This is a genomic window from Streptococcus suis, assembly GCF_029616525.1.
In the GTDB taxonomy this organism is placed as follows: domain Bacteria; phylum Bacillota; class Bacilli; order Lactobacillales; family Streptococcaceae; genus Streptococcus; species Streptococcus suis_AF.
Genome location: NZ_JANFME010000005.1, coordinates 25,591 through 48,585, shown reverse-complemented (window position 1 = coordinate 48,585; position 22,995 = coordinate 25,591). Strand labels below are relative to the sequence as shown.

At 41.4% G+C, this 22,995-nt stretch carries 17 protein-coding genes; 12 read left to right on the top strand and 5 right to left on the bottom strand.

What is annotated here, in order from left to right; all coding sequences use genetic code 11:
* Positions 1-8: 8 nt before the first annotated feature.
* The 6 genes from uvrB (at position 9) to NOL38_RS03385 (ending at position 11,248) form a co-directional block, all read left to right on the top strand.
* Entirely contained in the window at positions 9-1,994 is a 1,986-nt protein-coding gene (gene uvrB, locus NOL38_RS03410) for an excinuclease ABC subunit UvrB (RefSeq protein ID WP_024385746.1), read from the top strand.
* Between the two features lie 164 nt (positions 1,995-2,158).
* A complete protein-coding gene (locus tag NOL38_RS03405; protein WP_277941375.1) occupies positions 2,159-8,224 on the top strand; it encodes a ZmpA/ZmpB/ZmpC family metallo-endopeptidase in 6,066 nt (2,021 codons plus the stop codon).
* 77 nt (positions 8,225-8,301) lie between these two features.
* Positions 8,302-8,805, top strand: a complete 504-nt coding sequence (locus NOL38_RS03400) for a GNAT family N-acetyltransferase (RefSeq protein WP_172081212.1) — start codon at positions 8,302-8,304, stop codon at positions 8,803-8,805.
* Positions 8,798-9,265, top strand: coding sequence for an 8-oxo-dGTP diphosphatase (locus tag NOL38_RS03395; protein ID WP_277941374.1), 468 nt, complete (start codon positions 8,798-8,800; stop codon positions 9,263-9,265). Before NOL38_RS03400 ends, NOL38_RS03395 begins: the two co-directional genes overlap by 8 nt.
* Positions 9,266-9,465: 200 nt before the next feature.
* On the top strand, positions 9,466-10,275 hold the full coding sequence (locus tag NOL38_RS03390) for a transporter substrate-binding domain-containing protein (protein ID WP_425244229.1): 810 nt from the start codon (positions 9,466-9,468) through the stop codon (positions 10,273-10,275).
* Between the two features lie 172 nt (positions 10,276-10,447).
* Positions 10,448-11,248, top strand: coding sequence for a transporter substrate-binding domain-containing protein (locus NOL38_RS03385; RefSeq protein ID WP_277941372.1), 801 nt, complete (start codon positions 10,448-10,450; stop codon positions 11,246-11,248).
* A 126-nt stretch (positions 11,249-11,374) separates the two neighbouring features.
* Here NOL38_RS03385 and glgB read toward each other — a convergent pair whose 3' ends face one another.
* From glgB to NOL38_RS03360, 5 genes are all read right to left on the bottom strand, one after another.
* A complete protein-coding gene (gene glgB / locus NOL38_RS03380; protein ID WP_277941371.1) occupies positions 11,375-13,213 on the bottom strand; it encodes a 1,4-alpha-glucan branching protein GlgB in 1,839 nt (612 codons plus the stop codon).
* 72 nt (positions 13,214-13,285) lie between these two features.
* On the bottom strand, positions 13,286-14,731 hold the full coding sequence (gene glgA, locus NOL38_RS03375) for a glycogen synthase GlgA (protein ID WP_009909891.1): 1,446 nt from the start codon (positions 14,729-14,731) through the stop codon (positions 13,286-13,288).
* 8 nt (positions 14,732-14,739) lie between these two features.
* Positions 14,740-15,855: a glucose-1-phosphate adenylyltransferase subunit GlgD gene (gene glgD, locus NOL38_RS03370; RefSeq protein ID WP_011922501.1), complete on the bottom strand. Its 1,116-nt coding sequence runs from the start codon at positions 15,853-15,855 to the stop codon at positions 14,740-14,742.
* 12 nt (positions 15,856-15,867) lie between these two features.
* Complete coding sequence (locus NOL38_RS03365) at positions 15,868-16,995, bottom strand: glucose-1-phosphate adenylyltransferase (protein ID WP_013730373.1); 1,128 nt, start codon at positions 16,993-16,995, stop codon at positions 15,868-15,870.
* 163 nt (positions 16,996-17,158) lie between these two features.
* Positions 17,159-18,070: a LysR family transcriptional regulator gene (locus tag NOL38_RS03360; RefSeq protein ID WP_012775137.1), complete on the bottom strand. Its 912-nt coding sequence runs from the start codon at positions 18,068-18,070 to the stop codon at positions 17,159-17,161.
* Positions 18,071-18,244: 174 nt separating this feature from the next.
* Here NOL38_RS03360 and NOL38_RS03355 point away from each other — a divergent pair, with 174 nt between their 5' ends.
* The 6 genes from NOL38_RS03355 to NOL38_RS03330 all read left to right on the top strand — a co-directional run bounded on the left by NOL38_RS03355 (position 18,245) and on the right by NOL38_RS03330 (position 22,992).
* Positions 18,245-19,057 (top strand): dihydroorotate dehydrogenase electron transfer subunit, encoded by an 813-nt coding sequence (locus NOL38_RS03355; RefSeq protein WP_425244230.1) that lies wholly within the window; start codon positions 18,245-18,247, stop codon positions 19,055-19,057.
* A 9-nt stretch (positions 19,058-19,066) separates the two neighbouring features.
* Positions 19,067-20,008 carry a dihydroorotate dehydrogenase gene (locus NOL38_RS03350; protein WP_277941370.1) on the top strand — a complete coding sequence of 314 codons (942 nt, stop codon included), beginning with the start codon at positions 19,067-19,069 and terminating at the stop codon, positions 20,006-20,008.
* A 164-nt stretch (positions 20,009-20,172) separates the two neighbouring features.
* Complete coding sequence (pyrF, locus tag NOL38_RS03345) at positions 20,173-20,868, top strand: orotidine-5'-phosphate decarboxylase (RefSeq protein WP_172101375.1); 696 nt, start codon at positions 20,173-20,175, stop codon at positions 20,866-20,868.
* Complete coding sequence (locus NOL38_RS03340; RefSeq protein ID WP_014637009.1) at positions 20,861-21,187, top strand: inorganic diphosphatase; 327 nt, start codon at positions 20,861-20,863, stop codon at positions 21,185-21,187. The genes pyrF and NOL38_RS03340 overlap by 8 nt, the downstream gene beginning before the upstream one ends.
* 137 nt (positions 21,188-21,324) lie before the next feature.
* A complete protein-coding gene (gene pyrE / locus NOL38_RS03335) occupies positions 21,325-21,957 on the top strand; it encodes an orotate phosphoribosyltransferase (RefSeq protein WP_014637891.1) in 633 nt (210 codons plus the stop codon).
* A gap of 108 nt (positions 21,958-22,065) precedes the next feature.
* Positions 22,066-22,992, top strand: coding sequence for a glycosyltransferase family 2 protein (locus NOL38_RS03330; protein ID WP_277941369.1), 927 nt, complete (start codon positions 22,066-22,068; stop codon positions 22,990-22,992).
* Positions 22,993-22,995: the final 3 nt, after the last annotated feature.

Sequence of the window (22,995 nt, the reverse complement as noted above, 5' to 3'; positions counted from 1 at the left end):
ATAGGAGTATGATTAATCGAAATACTGAAAACCAATTTAAACTTGTGTCAAAATATGCACCGTCTGGTGACCAGCCCCAAGCTATTGAAACCTTGGTTGATAATATTGAGGGGGGCGAAAAAGCCCAGATTCTCATGGGGGCAACAGGTACTGGTAAGACCTACACCATGAGCCAGGTCATTGCCCGTGTCAATAAGCCGACCCTAGTCATCGCCCACAACAAGACCCTAGCTGGTCAGCTCTACAGTGAGTTCAAGGAATTCTTTCCAGAAAATGCGGTCGAATACTTCGTGTCTTACTATGATTACTACCAGCCAGAAGCTTATGTACCGTCTAGCGATACCTATATTGAGAAGGACAGTTCGGTCAATGATGAGATTGACAAACTCCGTCACTCAGCGACCTCAGCCCTGCTGGAGCGAAACGATGTTATTGTCGTGGCTTCTGTTTCTTGTATCTACGGTTTGGGTTCACCCAAGGAATATTCAGATAGCGTGGTCAGTCTGCGCCCAGGTCAGGAGATTTCCCGTGATCAGTTGCTCAACTCTCTGGTAGATATTCAGTTTGAGCGCAACGACATCGACTTCCAACGGGGACGTTTCCGTGTACGTGGAGATGTGGTGGAGATTTTCCCGGCTTCTCGTGATGAACATGCCTTCCGTGTGGAGTTTTTCGGGGATGAAATCGACCGCATTCGTGAGATTGAAAGCCTGACAGGTAAGGTTTTGGGGGATGTGGACCACTTGGCGATTTTCCCTGCCACCCACTTCGTGACCAACGATGACCATATGGAAACGGCCATTGCTAAGATTCAGGCGGAACTAGAAGAGCAGCTCAAGGTCTTTGAGGCAGAAGGAAAACTCTTAGAAGCTCAGCGATTGAAACAACGAACCGACTACGACATCGAAATGCTTCGGGAAATGGGTTACACCAACGGAGTTGAGAACTATTCACGACACATGGACGGGCGAAGCGAGGGCGAGCCTCCGTACACACTGCTGGACTTTTTCCCTGAAGACTACCTGATTATGATTGACGAGAGCCACATGACTATGGGGCAGATTAAGGGGATGTACAATGGTGACCGCTCACGCAAGGAGATGTTGGTCAACTATGGCTTCCGCCTCCCAAGTGCACTGGACAACCGTCCGCTGCGCAGGGAAGAATTTGAGAGCCATGTCCACCAGATTGTCTATGTATCTGCGACGCCGGGTGACTATGAAATGGAGCAGACAGAGACCGTTGTCGAGCAGATCATTCGGCCGACTGGGCTTCTGGATCCAGAAGTGGAAGTCCGTCCAACCATGGGCCAAATGGACGACCTCTTGGGAGAAATTAATGCCCGTGTTGAGAAAGGTGAGCGGACTTTTATCACTACCCTGACCAAGAAAATGGCAGAGGACTTGACCGACTACCTGAAAGAAATGGGCGTCAAGGTCAAGTATATGCACTCGGACATCAAGACCTTGGAGCGTACGGAGATTATCCGTGATCTGCGTTTGGGTGTCTTTGATGTCTTGATAGGGATTAACCTCTTGCGTGAAGGGATTGACGTGCCAGAAGTCAGTCTGGTGGCAATCTTGGATGCTGATAAGGAAGGATTCCTCCGTAATGAACGAGGGCTTATTCAGACCATCGGTCGTGCGGCCCGTAACTCTGAGGGTCATGTCATTATGTATGCGGACAAGGTCACCGAGTCCATGCGCAAGGCTATGGACGAAACAGCCCGCCGCCGTCAAATCCAGATGGCTTATAATGAAGAACATGGTATCATTCCACAAACTATCAAGAAGGAAATCCGTGACCTGATTAGCGTGACCAAGGCTGTCACTCAGGACAAGGAAGAAGTGGTGGACTTCAATGCCCTCAACAAAGACGAACGCAAGGCTATGATCAAGAAACTGGAAGGTCAAATGCAGGAAGCAGCAGAAGTGCTGGACTTTGAATTGGCTGCTCAGATTCGTGATATGGTCATCGAGTTGAAGAATATGTAGTAAGAGTTACTAGGTTCCGTGATTTAAGTAGAATGAAATTACAAGAGGCGACAGGTAGAAATTGACCTGCCACCTTTTATAGGGACAGGGACAAATTTTTTGTCCCTGTCCCTATAAAAGGTTATAATGATTTCTATACTATTTAGGGAATAGAGGGAGTTTTTATGAAAAATATTTTTGGTGAAAAACGACAGCGGTTCGGTTTTCGGAAACTGTCAATTGGGCTTGTCTCGGCAGCTGTAGCAAGTTTGTTTTTTGCGTCATCGGTCGCAGCAGCACCGTCAGTTAGTGCTCAGTCTATCAATTATTCCTATGTGACAGAGCAAGAATTGACAGATGCAGAAAAGGAGTTGATTATTCGTGACTTGCCTGGTTTAGCTCAGGAAACGGATGCAAATTATTACCTGATCTATCGCCCAGCTACTGGCACAGCATCTACTCCATCAACAAGCACGTCTCAAGTTTTGCCAAATACTGGCTCTGTAGAAACCGGACTATTGGTGGCGGGTGGAGTGTCTCTCCTGTTATTAGCTGTTAGATTTGGTAAAAAAGGTAAGAAGGAGTTGGCGGGTGTCATCCTTTTGACAGCTACGGGAGCAAGCTTCTTCGGTCCAACTAGCTCCGCATTGACGAGTCAAATTTTGGCTCGATATAACCATGCAATCGAAATATCTGCCGGACAAGCGTTACCGGCCCCAGCTGAGATTGATGGCTACGTTTATGTAGGATATTTGAAGGATAGCAAAGCTATTGAACAAACTACTTCGGAAGAGGAAAAAACAGCGGAATTCCCAGCTTCAGAAGGAATCCGTACAGAGACCATTGTCAACAAGACAGAGGCCATTCCATTCGAAATTCAAACCGTAGAAAATCCTCAATTATCTGCGGGGACAGAGCGAGTGGTACAGGAAGGACAGGATGGGGAGCGTACTGTAACGATTAAACAAGTCCATTCAAAAGGTCAAATTATTTCGGAAGAAGAGATTTCCTCGACGGTTACAAAAACTGCTGTTCCAAAGATTGTTGAAGTTGGTACAAAACAAGCAATCGATGATATTGTTACAGAAGTACCAGATACAGCGCCTAGTCACGAGTTACCTACCTTACAGACAACAGAAGAAGTATCTACCTACACGGAGTCTATTCCTTTTGAAACACAAGAAGTTGCTGATGATACCTTGCTAGAAGGTACAAGACAGATTGTGCAAGAAGGTAAAGCTGGACAAAAGACAATTGAGACAAAGAAAACCTACATCGACGGTATTTTAGTAAAAACAGAAACTGTCTCTGAAACGATTAACCAACCTGCTGCTCCACAGATTATCCATGTTGGAACAAAGCCAGTCACAAGTGTACCAGATTCGGCACCAAGCCATGAAGTTCCAACGATTTCTTTAACAGAAGAAACGCTTACTCATACAGAAGCTATTGCCTTTGATGTGCAAGAAATCTATGATGCAAACTTGGCAGAAGGCAGCCGTGAAGTTGAACAGAAGGGACAAGCTGGTGTTCGGACAATCGAGACTAAGAATTATTATGCTGATGGTGTGCTAATTAAATCCGAACAAGTTTCAGATGTAGTGACAAAAGCACCAGTAACAGAAGTTGTAAGAGTAGGCACGAAAACAGCAGATGTTATTGGAGTTGAAACCGTTGTCGCAACAGAAGAGCTTCCGTTTGAAACGACAATCACAGAAACAGAAGAACTTTATGTTGGAGAAGAAAAAGTTGTTAATGAAGGTAAGGTTGGTTCTAAGGAAGTTACCACTACTTATCAGACAATCAACGGAGTCCGTCAACCAAACCCAACAGTGACTGAGAAAGTCCTTAAAGAGCCAACAACAAAAGAGGTTCTCAAAGGAACCAAACCAATAGAGGGTACGGAAACCGAAACTAACCAAGTTGAAATTACCTTTGAAACAGAGTATGTTGATGACCCGACACTGCTAGAAGGTAAGACCAAAGTTGTAACAGCAGGTGTAAATGGCTCTAAGACAGTTACAACAACTTACCAGACTATCAAGGGCGTTCGTCAGGAAAATCCTACTGTAACAGAAGAAATTACTAAGCAACCAGTCAAGCAAGTCATTGCGCGTGGTACAAAGGTTGAAAAAGTACCACAAGTGATTATCACAGACTTGGTTGAAAATGACGATGCCAAGTCAGCGACAATTAGCTACAAGTTGACAGACGAAACCGCTAATTTCCAACGAGCTGTTGCTCTCCTCTATGATAATACAGGTGCATTAGTTAAGGAACAAGCTATTGATGATCCAAATGGTCAGATTACCCTAGAAAATCTTGATTTCTACACAGACTACACTGTTAAGACTAAGATTTTCTACACAATGGCAGAGCAGGAACAAAGCTCAGAACAAGAAGCTATTCTTGAAAGCATGCGCAAATTTGATTTGGTCTACAAGAAGATTGAAGTCAAAGATATTGATGCGGTGACTGTTTACCGTCGTAAGAATGGTAGCTACATCGGTCAAGAATTCTTGGAAGAACTGCCAGCATCCACAGATGAATTGTTTATCAAGGTGACTTCAGACCGCTTCAAGGAAGTATACCTACCTGTGTCAAGTATTGAAGAAACTACCTTGAATGGCAAGGCAGTCTTCAAACTAGTTTCATCCTTTGATGAATTGGTACAGGACAAGGATGCCCAATACGTTGCCAATCGTGAATTCTACATTCCTAAAATGGCGACTGATGCAAATACCTACACATCCTTCAAAGCTTTGATTGACGCTATGAAGGCAAATCCAAGTGGTACTTTCAAATTAGGTGCACATTTGGACGCAAGTGAAGTCCCTGTTGGAGATATTCCATCGTATGTGACTGGATTTAGCGGTACCTTGGATGGTGTAAATGACGGCTATGCCTTCTCAATCAGCAACTTGAAAGCCCCATTGTTCTTTAACCTTGGTGGTAAAGTTCAAAACTTGGACATCAAGAATGCCAGTCTAAATACAACGTCTAAGAACCCACTTGCTACAATTGCGATTAATGCCAACAATGCAACTATCACGAACGTAGCAGTAGAAGCGTCACTTAAAGGACCGCAAAACGTATCTGGTTTAGTTCATTCAGCAACTAATACGACTATCAAGGATGTATCCTTCAAGGGTAGTATCGAAGTAACCGGAACCGATGCAAGTCTAACTGGTGGTATCTTGGGTAACGGTACAATGGCAAGTGTTGGAAATGCCAAGGTTGATGCAACTATTACTCTCCCAGGGACAGAAAACCAAGTAGCTGGTGGTATTGTCGGACGCACCATGCTTGTCTACGATGTACCAGGAAGTGTCTATAATTCTTACGCTACAGGCTCTATAGTGACGACAGAAACAGGTGGTATAGTCGGCGGTATTGCCGGTGCCAACCAGGTTACGGGTGCCTACGCTCCATATAGTGGTAATGTTAATAATGTTATCAGTGATATGACAGGTGCGACAAGTATTATCGGTCAAGCAGCAAATCCAACCGGCAAGATTAAAGACGGATTTACAACAACATCTGATAGTTTGACCAATGTTACTGTTATCTCTGATGAAGATGCACAAGCTAAAGTAGAAGCTATGGCTATTCAAGTGACAATTGATGATTCTGTTTCGCTTAATCTCAATCAATATTCAGTAGACTATCTAACCGTGGATAAGGCTCAGGCTGACCATGAAATCGCCTACTACAACATGGAGAAAATCCTTCCATTCTACAACAAGGAACTTCTTGTCTACTATGGAAATAAGATTGCTACAGACGATAAGCTCAATACAGTTCGCCTGCTTGATGTTGTACCAATGAAGGATAAGGATGTTGTTGTAGATGTCTACGCTGAGAAGGCCAATATCAATAAGATTATGCTTCACTATGCAGATGGCACAGTGGAATATAAGACAGTTTCTTATCTAGAAGACTTCAAGAATAATCATGTGGTCGAGTACACTATCTCAGGTACAGACTTGATTTACACGCCAGAATCATTCTTGAATGACAGAAGTACCCTTGTCAATGACTTGGTAAGCAGCCTATCTACGGTTGTCCTCGACTCAGATGCTATGAAGGCGATTATCAATTATCCAACAACCTTGAATGCCGATACTCAGACAGGTACTGCAAAAGATTTCTACTTTGGTGAAAGCTATGACCAAGTGATGACCAACCTAGAAAGTAATGTTCGTAAGATTTTGGTTGCTAGTCTAAATGGTCAAGGTCAGGCTTCTGAAACCTATATCAAAGAGAAAATTACCAACAACAAAGAAGCATTTGTGCTTGGTTTGACCTACTTGAACCGTTGGTACGATATCAATTTCGGAGAGATGAATACCAAAGACTTGACCATCTTTGAACTAGACTTCTTCGGAAATGATGCAGCATCTGCCCTTGATATGATTCTCGCAATTGGTAATGGTGGCTATGATGTTCTTCGTGCGCATAACAACGTAACAACCTTTGCTTCAATCATTGGCAAGCAAAATAATCAGACCAAGCTTTTCGATATGCTGGAAGATTATCGTCAGCTCTTCTTGCCAGAAATGACTAACAATGAATGGTTCAAGCAAACAACCAAAGCTTATGTTGTTGAAGGTAAATCCTTGATTCCAGAAGTAGCTGCCAAGCAGGAAACGACAGATACATATAGCAAGTACAATGTTGGAGCTTATAGCAAGATTGTGAATGATACTGTATCCAACCCTACTTGGAAGTACAACCACATGCTCTTGCCACTCTTGACCTTGCCACAAGAGAATATCTTTATTATCACCAACATGAATACCATTGCGATTGGTTCATACGAACACTACGTAGATGATTATTCGACAGTGGAAAATCGTGATAAGGTTCGTCAGATGGTTGATTTGGCGGCAGAACGTCAGCGTGATAATGCAGACTTCTGGTACAAGATTTTGGATGAAACTAACCGTGACAAGCTCTTCAGATCTGTTCTCAACAATGAAGGCTACCTGATGTATGGTCCAGATGGTACCAAGTCTTACCGCAACTTAACTGCTGATGTTGATGCTATTCAAGACTTCTACGGTCCTATCAACAAGTGGTATCGTGAGCATCCATCTATCAAGACTGCTTATGCGGACGGAAGTGAGACCTACTATATCACTTACGATATGCTGTCAGACTATGGTACAGCCCTTTATACTCACGAAATGGTCCACAACCAAGATGGCGATATCTATCTGAAAGGATACGGTCGTAGAAATGGTCAAGGTATGGAAGTCTATGCACAGGGTCTTCTCCAAAACGTCTTTAATGTGACGGAGATGAACCTCGGCTTCAATGCTGTCTATAATAGCGATGATGCCAACCGTGTCCATGTCGGAGACCCAGTTGCACGTTTCAATAGCGAAGCTGATTTCAATGGATACTACCATAACCAATTTGATGTGCTTTACTTGCTGGATTACCTAGAAGGTATCAACATTTTGAATCAATCGGATGCTGACAAGAAAGCATGGTTGCGTAAGATTGAAAACTACTATATTCAAAATAATGGTAAAGACACCCATGCTGGTAACTCAGCGCGTGCATTGACAGATGATGAAGTTGCGAACTTGAAGACTTTCAATGATTTGATTGATAAGAGCATTATTGTTCAACGTCAGTATGTCAATAACACGACCAACACAAGCAAGAAGTGGGATCGAAACAGTTATGTCAGCGTTCCGATGTTTGCGGCTAACTTCTCAGCCCTTTCAAACTCAAACGGTTCACCAGGTGACATCATGTTCCGTCGCATGGCTTATGAATTGATTGCTGATAAGGGATATACAGATGGCTTTGTACCGTATGCTTCAGGGCAACTTTCAGATTACGCAATGGCTGATGGTTCCATTATCTATGATACTTGGAATAAAAAGGACACTGGTTTGATTACAGATGATCATGTACTTGAATATATCTACCAAGGTCAATATGCTACATGGGCAGACTTCAAGAAAGCAATGTTTGCGGAACGCTTGGCAAAAGTAGCAGCTGGCCAGCTCAAACCATTCACCATGCAATACGAATTAGGTGTTGCTGATTCAACCAAGGAAGTTACGGTTACAAGCTTTGAACAGTTGCAAACCTTGATGAAAGAAGCTATGGATGCAGATATCCAAGCTAACAGCCTCAACTTAAACAATAGTCGTGTTCATGCGCTCAAAGTTAAAGTTTATCAAGCCTTGATGAACTCTACAAATGACTTCAGGACGTCGATTTTTAATTAAATAATCATTAACAAGTTGGTCTTGTGCCAACTTGTTTTTTAATGTATACTAAAGGAAAAAATTCGGAGGTACATTAGATGATGATTAAACCATTGGAAACGAAAAGTGAAATGCTAGGCAAGGCCTATGTTCATTGGAAATCATGGCAGGAGGCCTATGCTGACTTGTTACCTCAGGAATTTTTAAAGAATACTTACACTTTAGAACGCTGTCAAGACTGGGCAGTTCGGTATCCTCAGAATATCTTGATAGCTGTGATGGATGATAAGGTGGTTGGCTTTGCCTGTTACGGCTCGTCTAGTCAGGAGGATTTGCCAGGGGCAGGGGAGCTCTACGCCCTCTATGTCTTAGCGGACTATTATGATCAGAAGATAGGCTACCAGCTCATGCAGGCAGCTTTGGAAAAATTGCAGAGCTACGAAACCGTTACTCTCTGGGTATTGGAGGGGAATGCGCGTGCCATTGCCTTCTATGAAAAAGTGGGCTTCCGATTTGATGGTGTCAAAAAAACGGTCAATTTAGGCGCAGAACGTACAGAATATAGAATGATTTTTAAACAGAAAGAGAGAGAAAATGGCTAGAAAAGAAATGGTCACTTTGACCAATATGTGTCTAATTGAAGATAAGGAAGGGAAGGTTGTTGTACAGATTCGAGATCCCAAGCGTTATCGTTGGTCTGGTGTTGCCTTTCCAGGTGGACATATTGAAGAAGGCGAGAATTTCCATGATTCGGTTGTTAGAGAAGTGCAAGAAGAAACGGGTTTAACAGTCACTGATGCTCGCTTGGTTGGTCTTAAACATTGGCCGGATAAGGAAGGGCATCGTTACATTGTATTTCTCTATAAGGCAATAGAGTTTACTGGTACGCTTCATTCAACGGAAGAGGGTGAAGTTCGGTGGGTCAAGAAGTCGGACCTGCCTCAGATGGATTTGGCCTATGACTTGCTTGAAATCTTAAAAGTTATAGATGAGCCAGGTTTGTCCGAGTTCTTTTATACTAGAAAAAATGACGATGGAGAGTGGGACAAGAATTTTAGGTAGAAGCTAGAAATAGCTTCTTTTTTATGTTATTTGAATAAAAATACAACAAATGAGTTGACAAATGTATAAAAATAACATAAAATGATTTTATCTTTCAAAAAAGGAGAAAAAATATGCATTTTGCTACAATGAGACTCCGATATTTTATATAAAAAAACGGTATAAGTATGCACAGGATTATTTTAAAGGAGAATATGATGATGAAAAAATATATTATGACGGGATTGGTTTTGTTGGCAACGATGACCCTAAGTGCTTGTAGTGGAAATGTTACTCAAGAAGATACTTCTTTGAAGGATGTTCAGGAAAAGGGAAAACTAATTGTTGCATTGAATCCAGAATTTCCACCATTTGAGTTTAGAACACTGGTTGATGGCAAAGATACAATCGTTGGAGCTGACATTGAGCTTGCAAAAGCCATTGGTCAAGAATTGGGTGTAGAAGTCGAATTTTCAGCGATGAGTTTTGATAATGTTTTGAACAATGTCCAGTCAGGGCAATCGGATATTGCTATTTCAGGAATTTCAGCCACTGAAGAGCGTGCAAAAGTGTATGATTTTTCCATTCCTTACTACACCTCGACCAATAAAGTTATTATAAATAAAGAGGATCTTGCACAATATACATCGCTTGATTCTCTAGCTGAGGCAAATATAGGAGCACAAAAAGGTTCTATTCAAGAACAAATTATTAAAGAACAGCTTCCGTCCTCCACGGTTATTGCTCTAGCTTCGAACGGCGAGCTAATTAATCAATTAAAATCACAGAAGGTAGAAGCAGTTATTTTTGAAGAGCCGATTGCGAAAGCCTATGTTGCCCAAAATGATGATTTGGTTATTTTAGATACTGAGATAAAAAGTAGCTATTCAGATGCCTATGCTATTGCCTTGCCAAAAGGAAGTACGGCTTTAAAGGAAAAAGTTGACTCTGTCATTACAAAACTAGTGGAATCTGGACAGATGGATCAATTTGTTCAAGAAGCCTATGAATTATCCATTTCCAACAATTAAATTTTATACAATTAAAGTGAATAAAAATAATATTTTCTTGACAAATGTATAAAAATGAATTAAAATGAGAATACATTCTGAAAAATTGCAAGAAAATACAATGAAAATCAATACGCTTGTGTTTTTTTAGAATAAGTATTTTATTAAAATAAAGAGAAGGTATTTAGGAAATATGAAAAAAATCTTGGCATTAGCAGCAACAGTTTTAGCAGGACTGACATTGGCAGCTTGTTCTTCGACGTCATCACAATCCGCATTAGATAAAATTAAAGAAAAAGGTACATTGGTAGTGGCAACTAGTCCAGACTATGCTCCATTCGAGTTTCAGGCACTAGTTGATGGAAAGAATGAAGTTGTTGGTGCAGATATCATGTTGGCTCAAAAAATAGCCGACGAACTTGGGGTCAAGCTTGAAGTTTCAGCAATGAGTTTTGACAATGTATTGTCTAGCGTTCAAAATGGCAAAGCTGATATTGCAATTGCTGGTCTATCTTATTCGGAAGAGCGTGCAAAAGTTTTTGATTTCTCTGAAAGTTACTATCAAATTTCTGATGTATTACTTATCAAAAAAGATAGCGCCAATTCACTCACTTCAATTGATGCTATGAGCGGGAAAACTCTCGCGGTACAAAAGGGTTCAACACAAGAATCCTATGCACAGGAAAACATTAGCCAAGCTAACCTAATTTCTTTAACCTTGATGGGTGAAGCTGTAAATGAGCTCAAATCAGGAAAAGTTGATGCTATTTTAATGGATTCTCCAGTTGCTGCTGGTTATGTTTCACAGAATTCAGATTTAGTCGTTGCATCCGTTGAATTTCCAACGATTGATGAGAATTCGAAAGTCATTGCTTTGCCAAAAGGTAGTACAGAATTAAAAACTGCGATAGACAAGGTTATCGCAGAAGTAAAAGTAAGTGGTGAGTTTGATAGTTTCCTTGAGAAGGCTGCAACATATACAAGTGTTGAATAAGAGAAACGAACAATCATCGGAAACGATGGTTGTTTTTGCATGCAAAAAGAATGGAGTAAGTGAGCCACACCCCAAAAGTTAGACAGAAAATTGGGGTCGGTTCAATACTCCATTTTTTACAGATAATTATTTCACACGCTCTAGATAGAAACTGGTCAAACGTGGTACAGTAATTCTGGCTCCATTTTCATCGGGATAGAGGCTAAATGTGTCTATTGGAATAGCATTAGATGAGAAGACAAGTTTATATTCGCTGTTAGCTGGCAAATCCAAGTGTACATCAAACAGTTCTTGATCATTAAAGTTATGAATAGTCAAGATTTCTTGCTCATCACTAGTGCGAGAAAAAACATACAGGCTTGCTTCTTCATCTATTTTTACCCAATTAAATCCTTTTTCATAGGCTTGGTAGTCATATTTCCAGAAAGCATCATGTTCTTTATAGAAAGTAGATAGTGTTTTCATCATTTGATAGAAAGAATGGTGGATTGGAAATTGTAGTAGTCCCCAGTCCATTTCTGTATATTCGTGCCATTCACGGATGTGACCCCATTCATTTCCCATGAAGAGTAATTTCTTTCCAGGATGGGCAAAGTAGAAGCTGTAGTAGACTCGAGCCAGATGGAACTTATCTTCGTAGTCGCCATTCATCTTCTCGATAATGGAGTGCTTCCCATGAACAACTTCGTCGTGCGAAAGTGGTAGTAAGAATTGCTCGTTTTGGTTATAGTACATACCAAAAGTGATTTCATTTGAGTGATATTTTCGATAAATAGCAGGGCGTTCCACGAATTTTAGTGTATCATTCATCCAGCCCAGATCCCATTTCATATCAAATCCAATACCGCCATCTTCTAGAGGATGTGTGACTTTAGGGAAGCTTGAAGAGTCTTCAGCAATCATCAGGACTCCCTTATAGTCGGTATGGACCATGGCATTGACACGTTTGATAAAGTCAATTGCGGCATGATTTATCTTATCTTCATCTGTTTCACCACGCCAATAGAGGAGATAAGATAGTGCATCAACACGGATGCCATCAAAATGGAAATATTCCAACCAGTATTTTAAATTAGAAAGAAGGAAAGAACGAGTCAGTCCTTTTCCAAGGTCAAAATTAGCAGTCCCCCACTGGTGGTTTTCACGGTCTTGTTCGTAGGAGTATTCGTATAGCCAACTACCATCAAACTGGTAGAGCCCGTGAGCATCTTTACAGAAATGAAGTGGTACCCAGTCAAGGATCACTCCGATTCCTGCTTGGTGACATTGGTCAACTAAATACTTAAGTTCATCTGGCTTGCCATAGCGACTAGTTGGACTGTAGTAGCCTGTTACCTGATAGCCCCAAGACGCATCGAGAGGATGCTCGGTAATTGGCAATAATTCAATATGTGTGTAGTTATTTTCCCTGATATGTTCGATGAGAAGTGGAGTAATTTCCTTATAACTATTGAAAGCTTCTACAGGAGCTCCTTCTTCATTTTTATTAGCAAATTTTTGCTTCCACGAACCTAAGTGCACCTCGTAGATGGATACTGGCTGTTCTTTAAAATCATAGTTAACACGATTATACATCCAGATGTCATCTTTGAATTTATAACGCGAATTGTAGGTTGTAGAGGCAGTGTCTGGACGAACTTGGCTGAAAAATGCATAAGGGTCAGCCTTATATATTTCACGCCCATCGTGTGTGATAATCAGGTATTTATAATCTTCAAGGGATTTTAATCCGTCTACATAAAGTTGAAATACTCCATCAATTTCACGCTCCATAGAGTGACTGCGTTGCCACTCGTTAAAGTTGCCAACTAAGAATACTTCTCTGGCATTTGGGGCATAGACACGAAATTGGGTTCCGATAATTTTGTTTCGTTCTTTTATAATATGAGCACCCATTTTTTCGTAAAGAGTGGTATGCTCACCAGCATTCATATAATATAAATCTAGGTCAGTAAATTCTGTCATAGCAATCTCCATTGCCGAAAAGGAGTGGACTAGGGTCACACTCCGATTCAGTTTATTTTTTCATCTTATTTCCTAACCACTAATTTCACGGTAGAGCCAGATGTATTTCTCTGCCGAAGCTGTCCAACTAAAATCACGCTTCATAGCTTGTTCAACCATGGCATACCAGTCATCGGGACGGTCATAGTAGGTTTGAAGGGCTAAATCATAGACTTGTCGCATATTGTAAGCGTCACGCCCTCCAAAGCTAAAACCAGTTCCTTCCTTGGTAGACATATTGTATGGTGCTACAGTATCAACCAAGCCACCTGTTTCACGCACTAGAGGGAGTGTTCCGTAGTGCATTGAAATCAACTGGCTAATGCCGCATGGTTCAAACATAGAAGGCATGAGGAAGAGATCACTTGCTGCATAAATTTGGTGGGCAAGTGGTTCATTGTAACCACGGTAGAATGCAAATTTATCAGGATAAGCGTGTTTAAAGTGATTAAAGGCATTTTCAATGTCTTCCTCACCATTACCTAAGATAACAAATTGGACATGGGCTTGAAGAAGATGGCCAAGTACCTCGGTCAAGAGGTAGAACCCTTTTTGCCATGTCAAACGAGAGACAATACCTATCAATAGGACATTCTCATCTTGTGGAAGGGCAAATTGTGCTTGCAGGGCCAGTTTATTAGCCTTTTTACTTTCAATAGTTTCAAGACTATAATTTCTCACAAGGTACTGGTCTGTTTGACTATCCCAACTGTCATAGTCGATACCATTGACAATACCAACCAAGTCATATTTGCGCAACTCTAGTACATGTTGCATGTTTTCGCCGAATTCTTCCGTTAGGATTTCGCGAGCATAAGTTTCAGAAACTGTAGTAACCTTGTCAGCGTATAGGATACCAAGCTTCATGAAGCTGATACATTCATCATGAAAACGTGCAATGCCATCCAAATAGTAGCTATAGTCCATGCCAAGCGCTGACCAAAGTGCTTGTTTGTGGAAAATACCTTGAAAAGCCAAGTTATGAATAGTGAATACATGCTTGATATTGCGGAATTCTTCGCGGTAGCTATAGAAAGTACGGCAAAGGAATGGAAGGGCAGCAGTGTGCCAGTCATGTGTGTGCATGACATCCGGGAAGAAATGAAGTGCTTCTAACAGACGACATGTAGCATGTTGGAAATAGCCAAAACGCATGGCATCATCGTCGTACCCATATAGTTCATCGCGTTCAAAGAAATCGCGGTGCTCAATAAAATAGAATGTCACTCCATCAACAACCTGACTGTAAACATTTGCCATAGATTGGATGTCGCCAGCCCGCACATCAAAACTTGATACGTAATCGAAATCAGAGTGATTGTTTACTGCAATTTTTTTGTAGAGTGGTAGAACAACTCGGACATCTAAACCCTGTTTTACCAATTCTTTGGGTAAAGAGCCAATAACATCAGCCAATCCGCCAGTCTTGATGAAGGGAAGTCCCTCGGATGCTACAAAGAGAACAGATTTTTTTGTCATGTTAGCTCCTAAATGATTTGGTGTGGTTTCAAGTATGAAGGCGAAGTTTCGCTTCCCTTGATGTCAATTGGGTGAATAATTTTAGTTGCTTTATCGATAATTGCATTTTCAATATTCGCCCCACTCTTGATTGTCACGCCATTGAGAATGATTGAGTTTTTGATAACAACACCTTCTTCAATGATAACATCGCGGTCAATGACTGAATTTTCGACTTGACCATTGATGTTCGCTCCATTTGAAATCAGGCTACGTTTGACTTCTGCCAATGGACCATACAAACATGGTGAGCTATCACTTGTTTGAGTATGGATTGGCCAATCATGTTTGAAGAGGAGTTTGCGGGTATCTTGGTCAATCAATTCAATTTGAGTATTGAAGTAGGAAGCGGTCGTATTGATACATGCGACATAATCACGATGTGCATAGCCCATAATCTTGTACTGGTCAACTGTATCACGTAAAATATCTTTTAACCAGTAGAGAGACGACACTTTGTTAGCACGTTTAATCAAGTCGATAAATGTAGTCCGTTTCATAATGTAGGCTTCAAGGGAAACGGGACGGTTTTTATATTTACCGTGGTTTTCCTCAAAAGCTACGACACGACGGTCTTCACCAAATTTGAGAGTTTGGCAGCCGATGAAATTTTCTTTAGCATCTGAAACGTTTTTATAAAGAACGGTAATATCAGCATCCGTTGCGATATGGTCATCCATGACTTTTGAAAAATCCTGGCTATAGATGAAGTAAGATGGAGCAACTAGCACATAATCTTTTGTAGAATTTTCGATGTAGTGGATGTTTTCTGTGAAGGCATTAATATCGTGACGATAGACACTATTTGGGTCTGTTGCGCTATTGAGCAAGCGAAGGGTACCGCGTTTGCTGTTGATATTATAGTGTTTTCCTGTACCAACGTGCTGAATTGTTGAACGCATTTCGGCAGGCATGTATACTTGGAATTCTGTAATTCCAGAGTTTGACATATTGGATAGAGCAAAGTCGATTAGGCGATAACGACCTAAGAAACCGAAAGCTTGTACGCCACGGTGCTTCATCACGTCACCAAAATGTACGTTGTTTCCTTCAATATTTACAATTCCGAGAGTATTTCTTAGCATAGCAGTCCTTTCTTACTTGGTCACATTCTTGTCAATCAAGAGGATATGGTCGATGTCTCCTGTGAGTTTAACTCCGTCGGCAATTTTAATATTTTCAGCGACGATGACGTAGTCAAGTTCAACCCCCTCGCCGATAATAGCACCAGGTAGGATGACAGAATTTTTTACTACGGCATTTTGGTTGACTTGCACATCTGTTGAAATAACAGAATGTTCTACAGTACCATCGATGATTGCCCCTTTATCAATATAGGCAGATTTAACCGTTGCAGTTGCACCGATCACCTGAGCAGGTGAGCCCTTGTCTTCTGAATAGATTCTCCATGAGCGGTCAGAAAGGTCCAAATCTCCAGCGTGATCAATCAAGTCCATATTGGATTCCCAGAGGCTGTTAACGGTACCTACGTCTTTCCAATAACCACGGAATGGATGGGCAATGAGAGTGCGGCCATCTTCTAAGTATTTCGGAATGATGTCGTGCCCAAAATCGTGAGATGAAGTATCCAATTTGTCATCTTCTTGAAGGTACTTTTTCAAGGTCTTCCAAGTGAAGATATAGATACCCATTGATGCTAAATTGCTCTTAGGATTTTCTGGTTTTTCTTCAAATTCTTCAATACGGTAATCTTCGTCCGTATTCATGATACCAAAACGTGAAGCTTCTTTGATCGGAACTTCGATAACCGCAATCGTGGCATCTGCTTTTTTCTGAATATGTGTATCAAGGAGTTTGTCGTAGTTCATCTTATAGATGTGGTCACCAGACAAAATCAATACGTACTCTGGATCGTGAAGATCAATGAAATCAATGTTCTGTGTAATAGCGTCGGCTGTACCTTTGTAAAGTCCGAAACCTTCGATTTTTTCACTCGGTGGTAATACAAAGACGCCAGATCCTTGTACATCAAGTCCCCAACGTTGAGACTGTGCAACGTATGAGTTCAAGAGAACAGGCTCATACTGAGTCAAAACTCCGACAATATCAATACCTGAGTTTGCACAGTTACTGAGAGGAAAGTCAATAATGCGGTACTTTCCGCCAAATGCGACCGCTGGTTTGGCGACTTTTTTTGTCAACCCTTCTAGGCGTGTTCCACGTCCACCAGCAAGAATCATAGCTAACATTTTATTTTGAGCCATCTAACCACTCCTTAATATATATGATACATGTATTATAGCATAGAATACAAAAAAATGAAAGCGTTTCCTCAAAGAAAAGTGAATTACTTTCATTTTTCTTTTCAACGTCTTTCATAAATGTATCGTAACATATTGTATTTTGTTTGTCTATATAAAATTGTATTTATTTTTGGTCGAATTTTACCTCTTCAAGTAGGTAATTGATGAATTTTTCTCCCATATCGGACAGCAATGCCTTTTCGTGTTGAATATAGACCAATTCGATTTCATCATCAAATTCCAGAGGAATTGATACAATATTATCTCCGTTAAGATTTGAATTGAGGATACCTGTTGCGATTGTATAGCCATCTAGACCGATTAAGAGATTGAAGAGTGTGGCACGGTCAGATACGACAATCGATTTTTTATGGTGTTCCTGGGCTAGAATTTCTTCTGCAAAGTAGAAGGAGTTGTGAATACCTTGCTCGTAGCTGAGATAGGGGAAATCTACCAAATCATCGAGAGTGATTGACTTTCTTTGTGCCAAAGGATTGGTTTTGCTGACAAATACATGTGGTTTGGCAGTGAAGAGAGTTGTATAGGATAGTCGATTGTCATCCAAAAGTTTCAGCAGAACATCACGGTTGAAATGGTTGAGGAAAAGCACTCCGATTTCTGAGCGAAAATTCTTAACGTCATCAATGATTTCCCAGGTCCGTGTTTCACGTAGGAAGAGTTCATAATCTTCCATCTCAGTTTCTTTCAAAAGCGAGACAAAGGCGTTAACCACAAAGGCATAGTGTTGGGAAGATACGCTGAAGAGTTGGCGTTTTGCATTAGGATTTTTATAGCGATCTTCCAATAGTTCGGTCTGCTCAACAATTTGACGAGCGTAGGAAAGAAACTCCATGCCATCCTTTGTCAGGGTAATGCCCTTAGAATTACGGAAAAAGATTTTAATTTTCATTTCTTTTTCCAGGTCTCTTACAGCGTTGGAAAGGCTGGGTTGGGTAATGAAGAGTTGTTTGGCAGCCTCATTCATACTGCCTGTTTCTGCAATTTTGATAATATAGTATAATTGTTGGATTCTCATACCTCTATTGTAACATGATTTGACAAATTATTCTAAAAAATGTATAATGCTGAAAATATATCCTTTAACTGAGTCCAGAGAGGCGAAGAAGGGAACGTGATAAATAGGGCAAATACTGCCTTCTTTTCGTGTAACCTTGCTAGCCAGCAAGGTTTTTTCTCTATATCGACTTTCTTGTTTTCTGTGTCATTGTTATATAGAATAGGAGAAAAGATGATTTTAAAAGAACAGATGTTACTGGTGGATCAAGTCCAACTAGCACCACGAATTTTTGCTATGATCTTGCAGGGTGATATGGTCCAAGATATGAAAATGGGACAATTTATCCATATTCGTGTGCCGGATGATTCCATGCTCTTGCGGAGACCGATTTCTATTTCCGAGATTGATCGGAATAAGTCTCAATGTCGGATTATTTACCGAGTGGAAGGTCAAGGGACGGAAGTCTTTTCGAAAATGACTGTTGGGCAGTATTTGGATGTTATGGGACCGCTTGGGAAAGGATTTGAAGTAGACTTTCTTAAAGCAGGTGACCGCATTCTCCTCATTGGCGGAGGAATCGGTGTTCCTCCCTTGGTGGAAGTGGCCAAACAGGCTGCGCTCCGTGGTGTCAATGTCACGTCAGTCATTGGCTTTGCCACCAAAGAAGTCGTCATTTTGGAAGAGGAATTAGCTAAGTATGGTCAAGTTTATGTCACAACGGCTGATGGTTCCTATGGGCGTAAGGGGAATGTCGCAACGGTCGTTGAAGAGCTGACAAACGAGTTTGCAGCCATTTACTCATGTGGGGCGCCAGCTATGATGAACTATGTTGATCAACGCTTTCAGGAACATCCTCATGCCTACATTTCACTGGAGGCTAGGATGGCTTGCGGGATGGGGGCGTGCTATGCCTGTGTTGTCAAACCCAAAGAGGGACAAGAACACGAGAACAAGCGTGTCTGCAAGGAAGGTCCAGTCTTTGCAACTGGTAGTCTGATTTTATAGGAGGTTGAAATGACAAAACGATTAGCGATTTCCTTACCAGGCTTGGACTTGAAAAATCCCATCATTCCAGCCTCTGGTTGCTTCGGTTTTGGTCAGGAGTATGCAGATTATTATGACCTTAACCAGCTTGGATCCATTATGATTAAGGCGACTACCCGTCATCCTCGTTATGGCAATGCGACTCCCCGTGTAGCCGAGACACCAGCAGGTATGCTCAATGCCATTGGACTTCAAAATCCGGGTGTTGAGGCGGTCTTATCCGAAAAATTACCATGGTTAGAGAAACATTTCCCAGATTTGCCCATCATTGCCAATGTAGCTGGCTTTTCCAATGAGGAATATGCCTATGTATCAGGGAAAATTTCAAAGGCTCCAAATGTAAAAGCCATTGAACTAAATATTTCCTGTCCCAATGTGGACCATGGCAACAATGGTTTGCTAATTGGTCAGGTGCCAGAATTAGCCTATCAAGCAGTAAGAGCAGCAGTTGAAGCCTCATCTGTACCTGTTTACGTTAAGCTGACACCAAGTGTGGCAGACATAACCCTGTTGGCCAAGGCTGCTGAGGATGCTGGAGCGACTGGCTTGACGATGATAAATACCTTGGTTGGTATGCGTTTCAATCTTAAAAATCGCCAGCCAATCTTGGCAAATGGTACAGGAGGAATGTCAGGTCCAGCAGTCTTTCCTATTGCCCTCAAACTCATTCGTCAGGTAGCTCAGATGACCAACCTTCCTATCATTGGCATGGGTGGTGTGGATTCGGCTGACAAGGCTTTAGAGATGATGATTGCAGGAGCTTCAGCGATTGGAGTTGGAACGGCCAATTTTACAGACCCATTTGCCTGTCCAACTATTATCAAGGATTTACCCGAACGCATGGATGTTTATGGGATTGACACCCTAGAAAATTTACGCCGAGAAATTAGACATAGCTTGGGTAAGCGTTGACAAAGGTAAAATAAAAGAGTAATATAAAGAAAATATCTCCTTTAATTAAGTCCAGAGAGGCTAGGAAGGTGTCATGTAATATGCTTGAAAGGTGATTTTCAAGCTGAATTCGTGCACATCCCTGACCGATTTGGCAGGGATTTTTGTGTAAATGAAAGGATTTTATGAAAGAAACAAGACCAATTATTGCCCTTGACTTTGCAGGTAAAGAAGAAGTTCAGTCTTTTCTGGAACAGTTCCCACCAGATGAGAAACTCTATGTAAAGGTTGGAATGGAGTTGTATTATGCGGAGGGACCAGGTATTATCAATTATTTGAAAGGCTGCGGTCACAGTATTTTTCTAGATTTGAAACTGCATGATATTCCTAATACCGTCGAGTCTGCTATGAAAGTCTTGGCAAAACTCGGTGTGGATATGACCAACATTCACGCTGCTGGTGGTGTTGAGATGATGCGGGCAGCACGAAGGGGATTGGGTAAGGATGCTGTTTTAATAGCGGTCACTCAGTTGACCTCTACCTCAGAAGAGCAGATGAGAACGGACCAGAATATACAGACTAGTTTGCAGGAAGCAGTTGTTCATTATGCTCAAAGAGCACAAGAAGCTGGTCTTGATGGGGTGGTTTGTTCAGCGCATGAGGTGGCTTTGATTAAAGATGCTACGAGTTCTGATTTTGTGTGCCTGACGCCAGGGATTCGTCCGACTGGCGGTGAAGTAGGCGATCAGAAACGAGTTATGACACCAGCAGATGCTGCTCGAATCGGTAGTGATTACATCGTAGTAGGTCGCCCGATTACAAAATCAGAACATCCTTACCAGACCTATTTGTCTATTAAAGAGGAGTGGAATCGTGGATAAGATTTATCAGATTATAATCGATAGACCTATCGGGTATATTGATAAATTTGGCAACCAGTACCCCATTAATTACGGCTACGTCCCAAATCTATTGGCTGGAGATGGTGAAGAGCAAGATGTTTACATCATTTCCAAAGCTGTTCGGCAGCCCTTGACAGCTTTCGAGGGGAAATTGGTCGCGATAATACATCGCAGAGATGATGTCGAGGATAAATGGGTTCTGACAGGTCTTGATGAAAAACTTACCGTGACAGAAATAAAAGAGAAAACCAATTTCATTGAACAGTATTTTGATTCATGGATTGAAATGGTGGACTAGGAGAAGTCTGTAAGAATTCAACAGGGATAAATATAGTTTTTTATAGGGTTCATAGATTGAACCAGTACTTTAGGAGTGACAGGCCATTCGGCGGGATGGTCATGTTGGAATGGTACGCATTTAGAAGGAGGTCTATTATGACACTAGCAACAGAAATCGCATCACACTTATTGGATATTAAGGCAGTTCATCTGCGTCCAGAAAAGCCATTTACATGGGCATCAGGTATCAAATCCCCTATCTATACAGATAATCGTATTACACTATCTTATCCTGAAACTCGAAATTTGATTGAAGATGGCTTTGTTCAGCGTATCGAAGAAGAATTTCCTGAGGTTGAGGTGATTGCCGGAACTGCCACAGCAGGTATTCCTCATGGTGCTATCATTGCAGATAGGATGAATTTGCCATTTGCATATATCCGTAGCAAACCAAAAGACCATGGTGCAGGGAATCAATTAGAGGGTCGCATCGTCAAGGGACAAAAAATGGTTGTCGTTGAAGACCTGATTTCTACTGGAGGGTCTGTTCTAGATGCCGTAGCAGCAGCTGAGCGTGAAGGCGCTGACGTTATTGGTGTTGTGGCAATCTTTACCTATGAATTGCCAAAGGCAGATCGTAATTTTGATAATGCTGGTGTGAAATTGGTGACGCTTAGCAATTATTCAGAGTTAATCAAGGTCGCAAAAGTACAGGGATATATCAATGCAGATGGTTTGAATCTGCTTAAAAAGTTCCGTCAAAATCAAGAAACTTGGCAGGAAGACTAGATTTAAAACGAGCCAACGCACGATTTCTGGGAACTTATCCTGTAAAATGGTATAATAGTCTTTAACGTATTTTGAGAATACAATAATTGACCGTATGAGGAGAAGAACATGATTTCAGTTATCGTGCCTTGTTTTAATGAAGAAGAGGCAATTCCCTATTTTTACGATGCTATGGAAAAAGTTCGTAAGGAGATGGGGGAACAATTTGAGTATATTTTTGTCAATGATGGTTCAAAAGATAGGACATTAACGGTTTTACGCCAATTGTCTGGTCAAGACCGAGCTGTTCTCTATCTTTCCTTTTCAAGGAATTTCGGGAAAGAAGCTGCTCTCTATGCAGGTCTACAAGCTGCGCAAGGTGAGCTAGTGACTGTCATGGATGTTGATTTGCAAGATCCACCTGAAATGTTGATGGAAATGAAGGCTATGTTGGATGGAAATCCAGATTTAGATTGCGTTGGAACCCGTCGTGTCAGTCGTGATGGTGAACCTCCTATTCGTAGCTTTTTTGCAAAATTATTCTACAAATTGATGAATAAAATCAGCCAGGTCGAGGTAGTAGACGGTGCCCGTGATTTCCGTCTCATGCGTCGTCACATGGTAGATGCCATTCTATCTGTGTCTGAATACAATCGCTTTTCAAAAGGAATTTTTGCTTGGGTTGGATTCGAAACAGAATACTTGCCCTATGAAAATGTTGAGAGGGTCGCTGGCGAAACTAGTTGGTCTTTCTGGAAATTGCTTTCTTATTCTATTGAAGGAATCATCAATTTTTCAGATACACCTTTGAATATTGCCTCCTATACAGGTTTCTTCACCTTCCTGTTGTCGCTAGTTCTAATGGTCTTTGTGGTTTTCAAAACCTTGGTGTTCGGAGATCCTACAATTGGCTGGCCGTCGACTATTTGTATCATCCTATTTTTGGGAGGTCTGCAGTTGATGACCATTGGTATTCTCGGTAAATATTTGGCAAAAGTTTTCTTGGAAACGAAGAAACGTCCGATTTATATTGTTAAAGAGAAAAGTTCAAACTAGGAG

Bases quoted from the DNA above. Each gene is read 5' to 3' on its own strand.
- uvrB (WP_024385746.1), top strand. From the start codon at position 9: ATGATTAATCGAAATACTGAAAACCAATTTAAACTTGTGTCAAAATAT.
- NOL38_RS03405 (WP_277941375.1), top strand. From the start codon at position 2,159: ATGAAAAATATTTTTGGTGAAAAACGACAGCGGTTCGGTTTTCGGAAA.
- NOL38_RS03400 (WP_172081212.1), top strand. From the start codon at position 8,302: ATGATGATTAAACCATTGGAAACGAAAAGTGAAATGCTAGGCAAGGCC.
- NOL38_RS03395 (WP_277941374.1), top strand. From the start codon at position 8,798: ATGGCTAGAAAAGAAATGGTCACTTTGACCAATATGTGTCTAATTGAA.
- NOL38_RS03390 (WP_425244229.1), top strand. From the start codon at position 9,466: ATGAAAAAATATATTATGACGGGATTGGTTTTGTTGGCAACGATGACC.
- NOL38_RS03385 (WP_277941372.1), top strand. From the start codon at position 10,448: ATGAAAAAAATCTTGGCATTAGCAGCAACAGTTTTAGCAGGACTGACA.
- glgB (WP_277941371.1), bottom strand. From the start codon at position 13,213: ATGACAGAATTTACTGACCTAGATTTATATTATATGAATGCTGGTGAG.
- glgA (WP_009909891.1), bottom strand. From the start codon at position 14,731: ATGACAAAAAAATCTGTTCTCTTTGTAGCATCCGAGGGACTTCCCTTC.
- glgD (WP_011922501.1), bottom strand. From the start codon at position 15,855: ATGCTAAGAAATACTCTCGGAATTGTAAATATTGAAGGAAACAACGTA.
- NOL38_RS03365 (WP_013730373.1), bottom strand. From the start codon at position 16,995: ATGGCTCAAAATAAAATGTTAGCTATGATTCTTGCTGGTGGACGTGGA.
- NOL38_RS03360 (WP_012775137.1), bottom strand. From the start codon at position 18,070: ATGAGAATCCAACAATTATACTATATTATCAAAATTGCAGAAACAGGC.
- NOL38_RS03350 (WP_277941370.1), top strand. From the start codon at position 19,067: ATGACAAAACGATTAGCGATTTCCTTACCAGGCTTGGACTTGAAAAAT.
- pyrF (WP_172101375.1), top strand. From the start codon at position 20,173: ATGAAAGAAACAAGACCAATTATTGCCCTTGACTTTGCAGGTAAAGAA.
- pyrE (WP_014637891.1), top strand. From the start codon at position 21,325: ATGACACTAGCAACAGAAATCGCATCACACTTATTGGATATTAAGGCA.
- NOL38_RS03330 (WP_277941369.1), top strand. From the start codon at position 22,066: ATGATTTCAGTTATCGTGCCTTGTTTTAATGAAGAAGAGGCAATTCCC.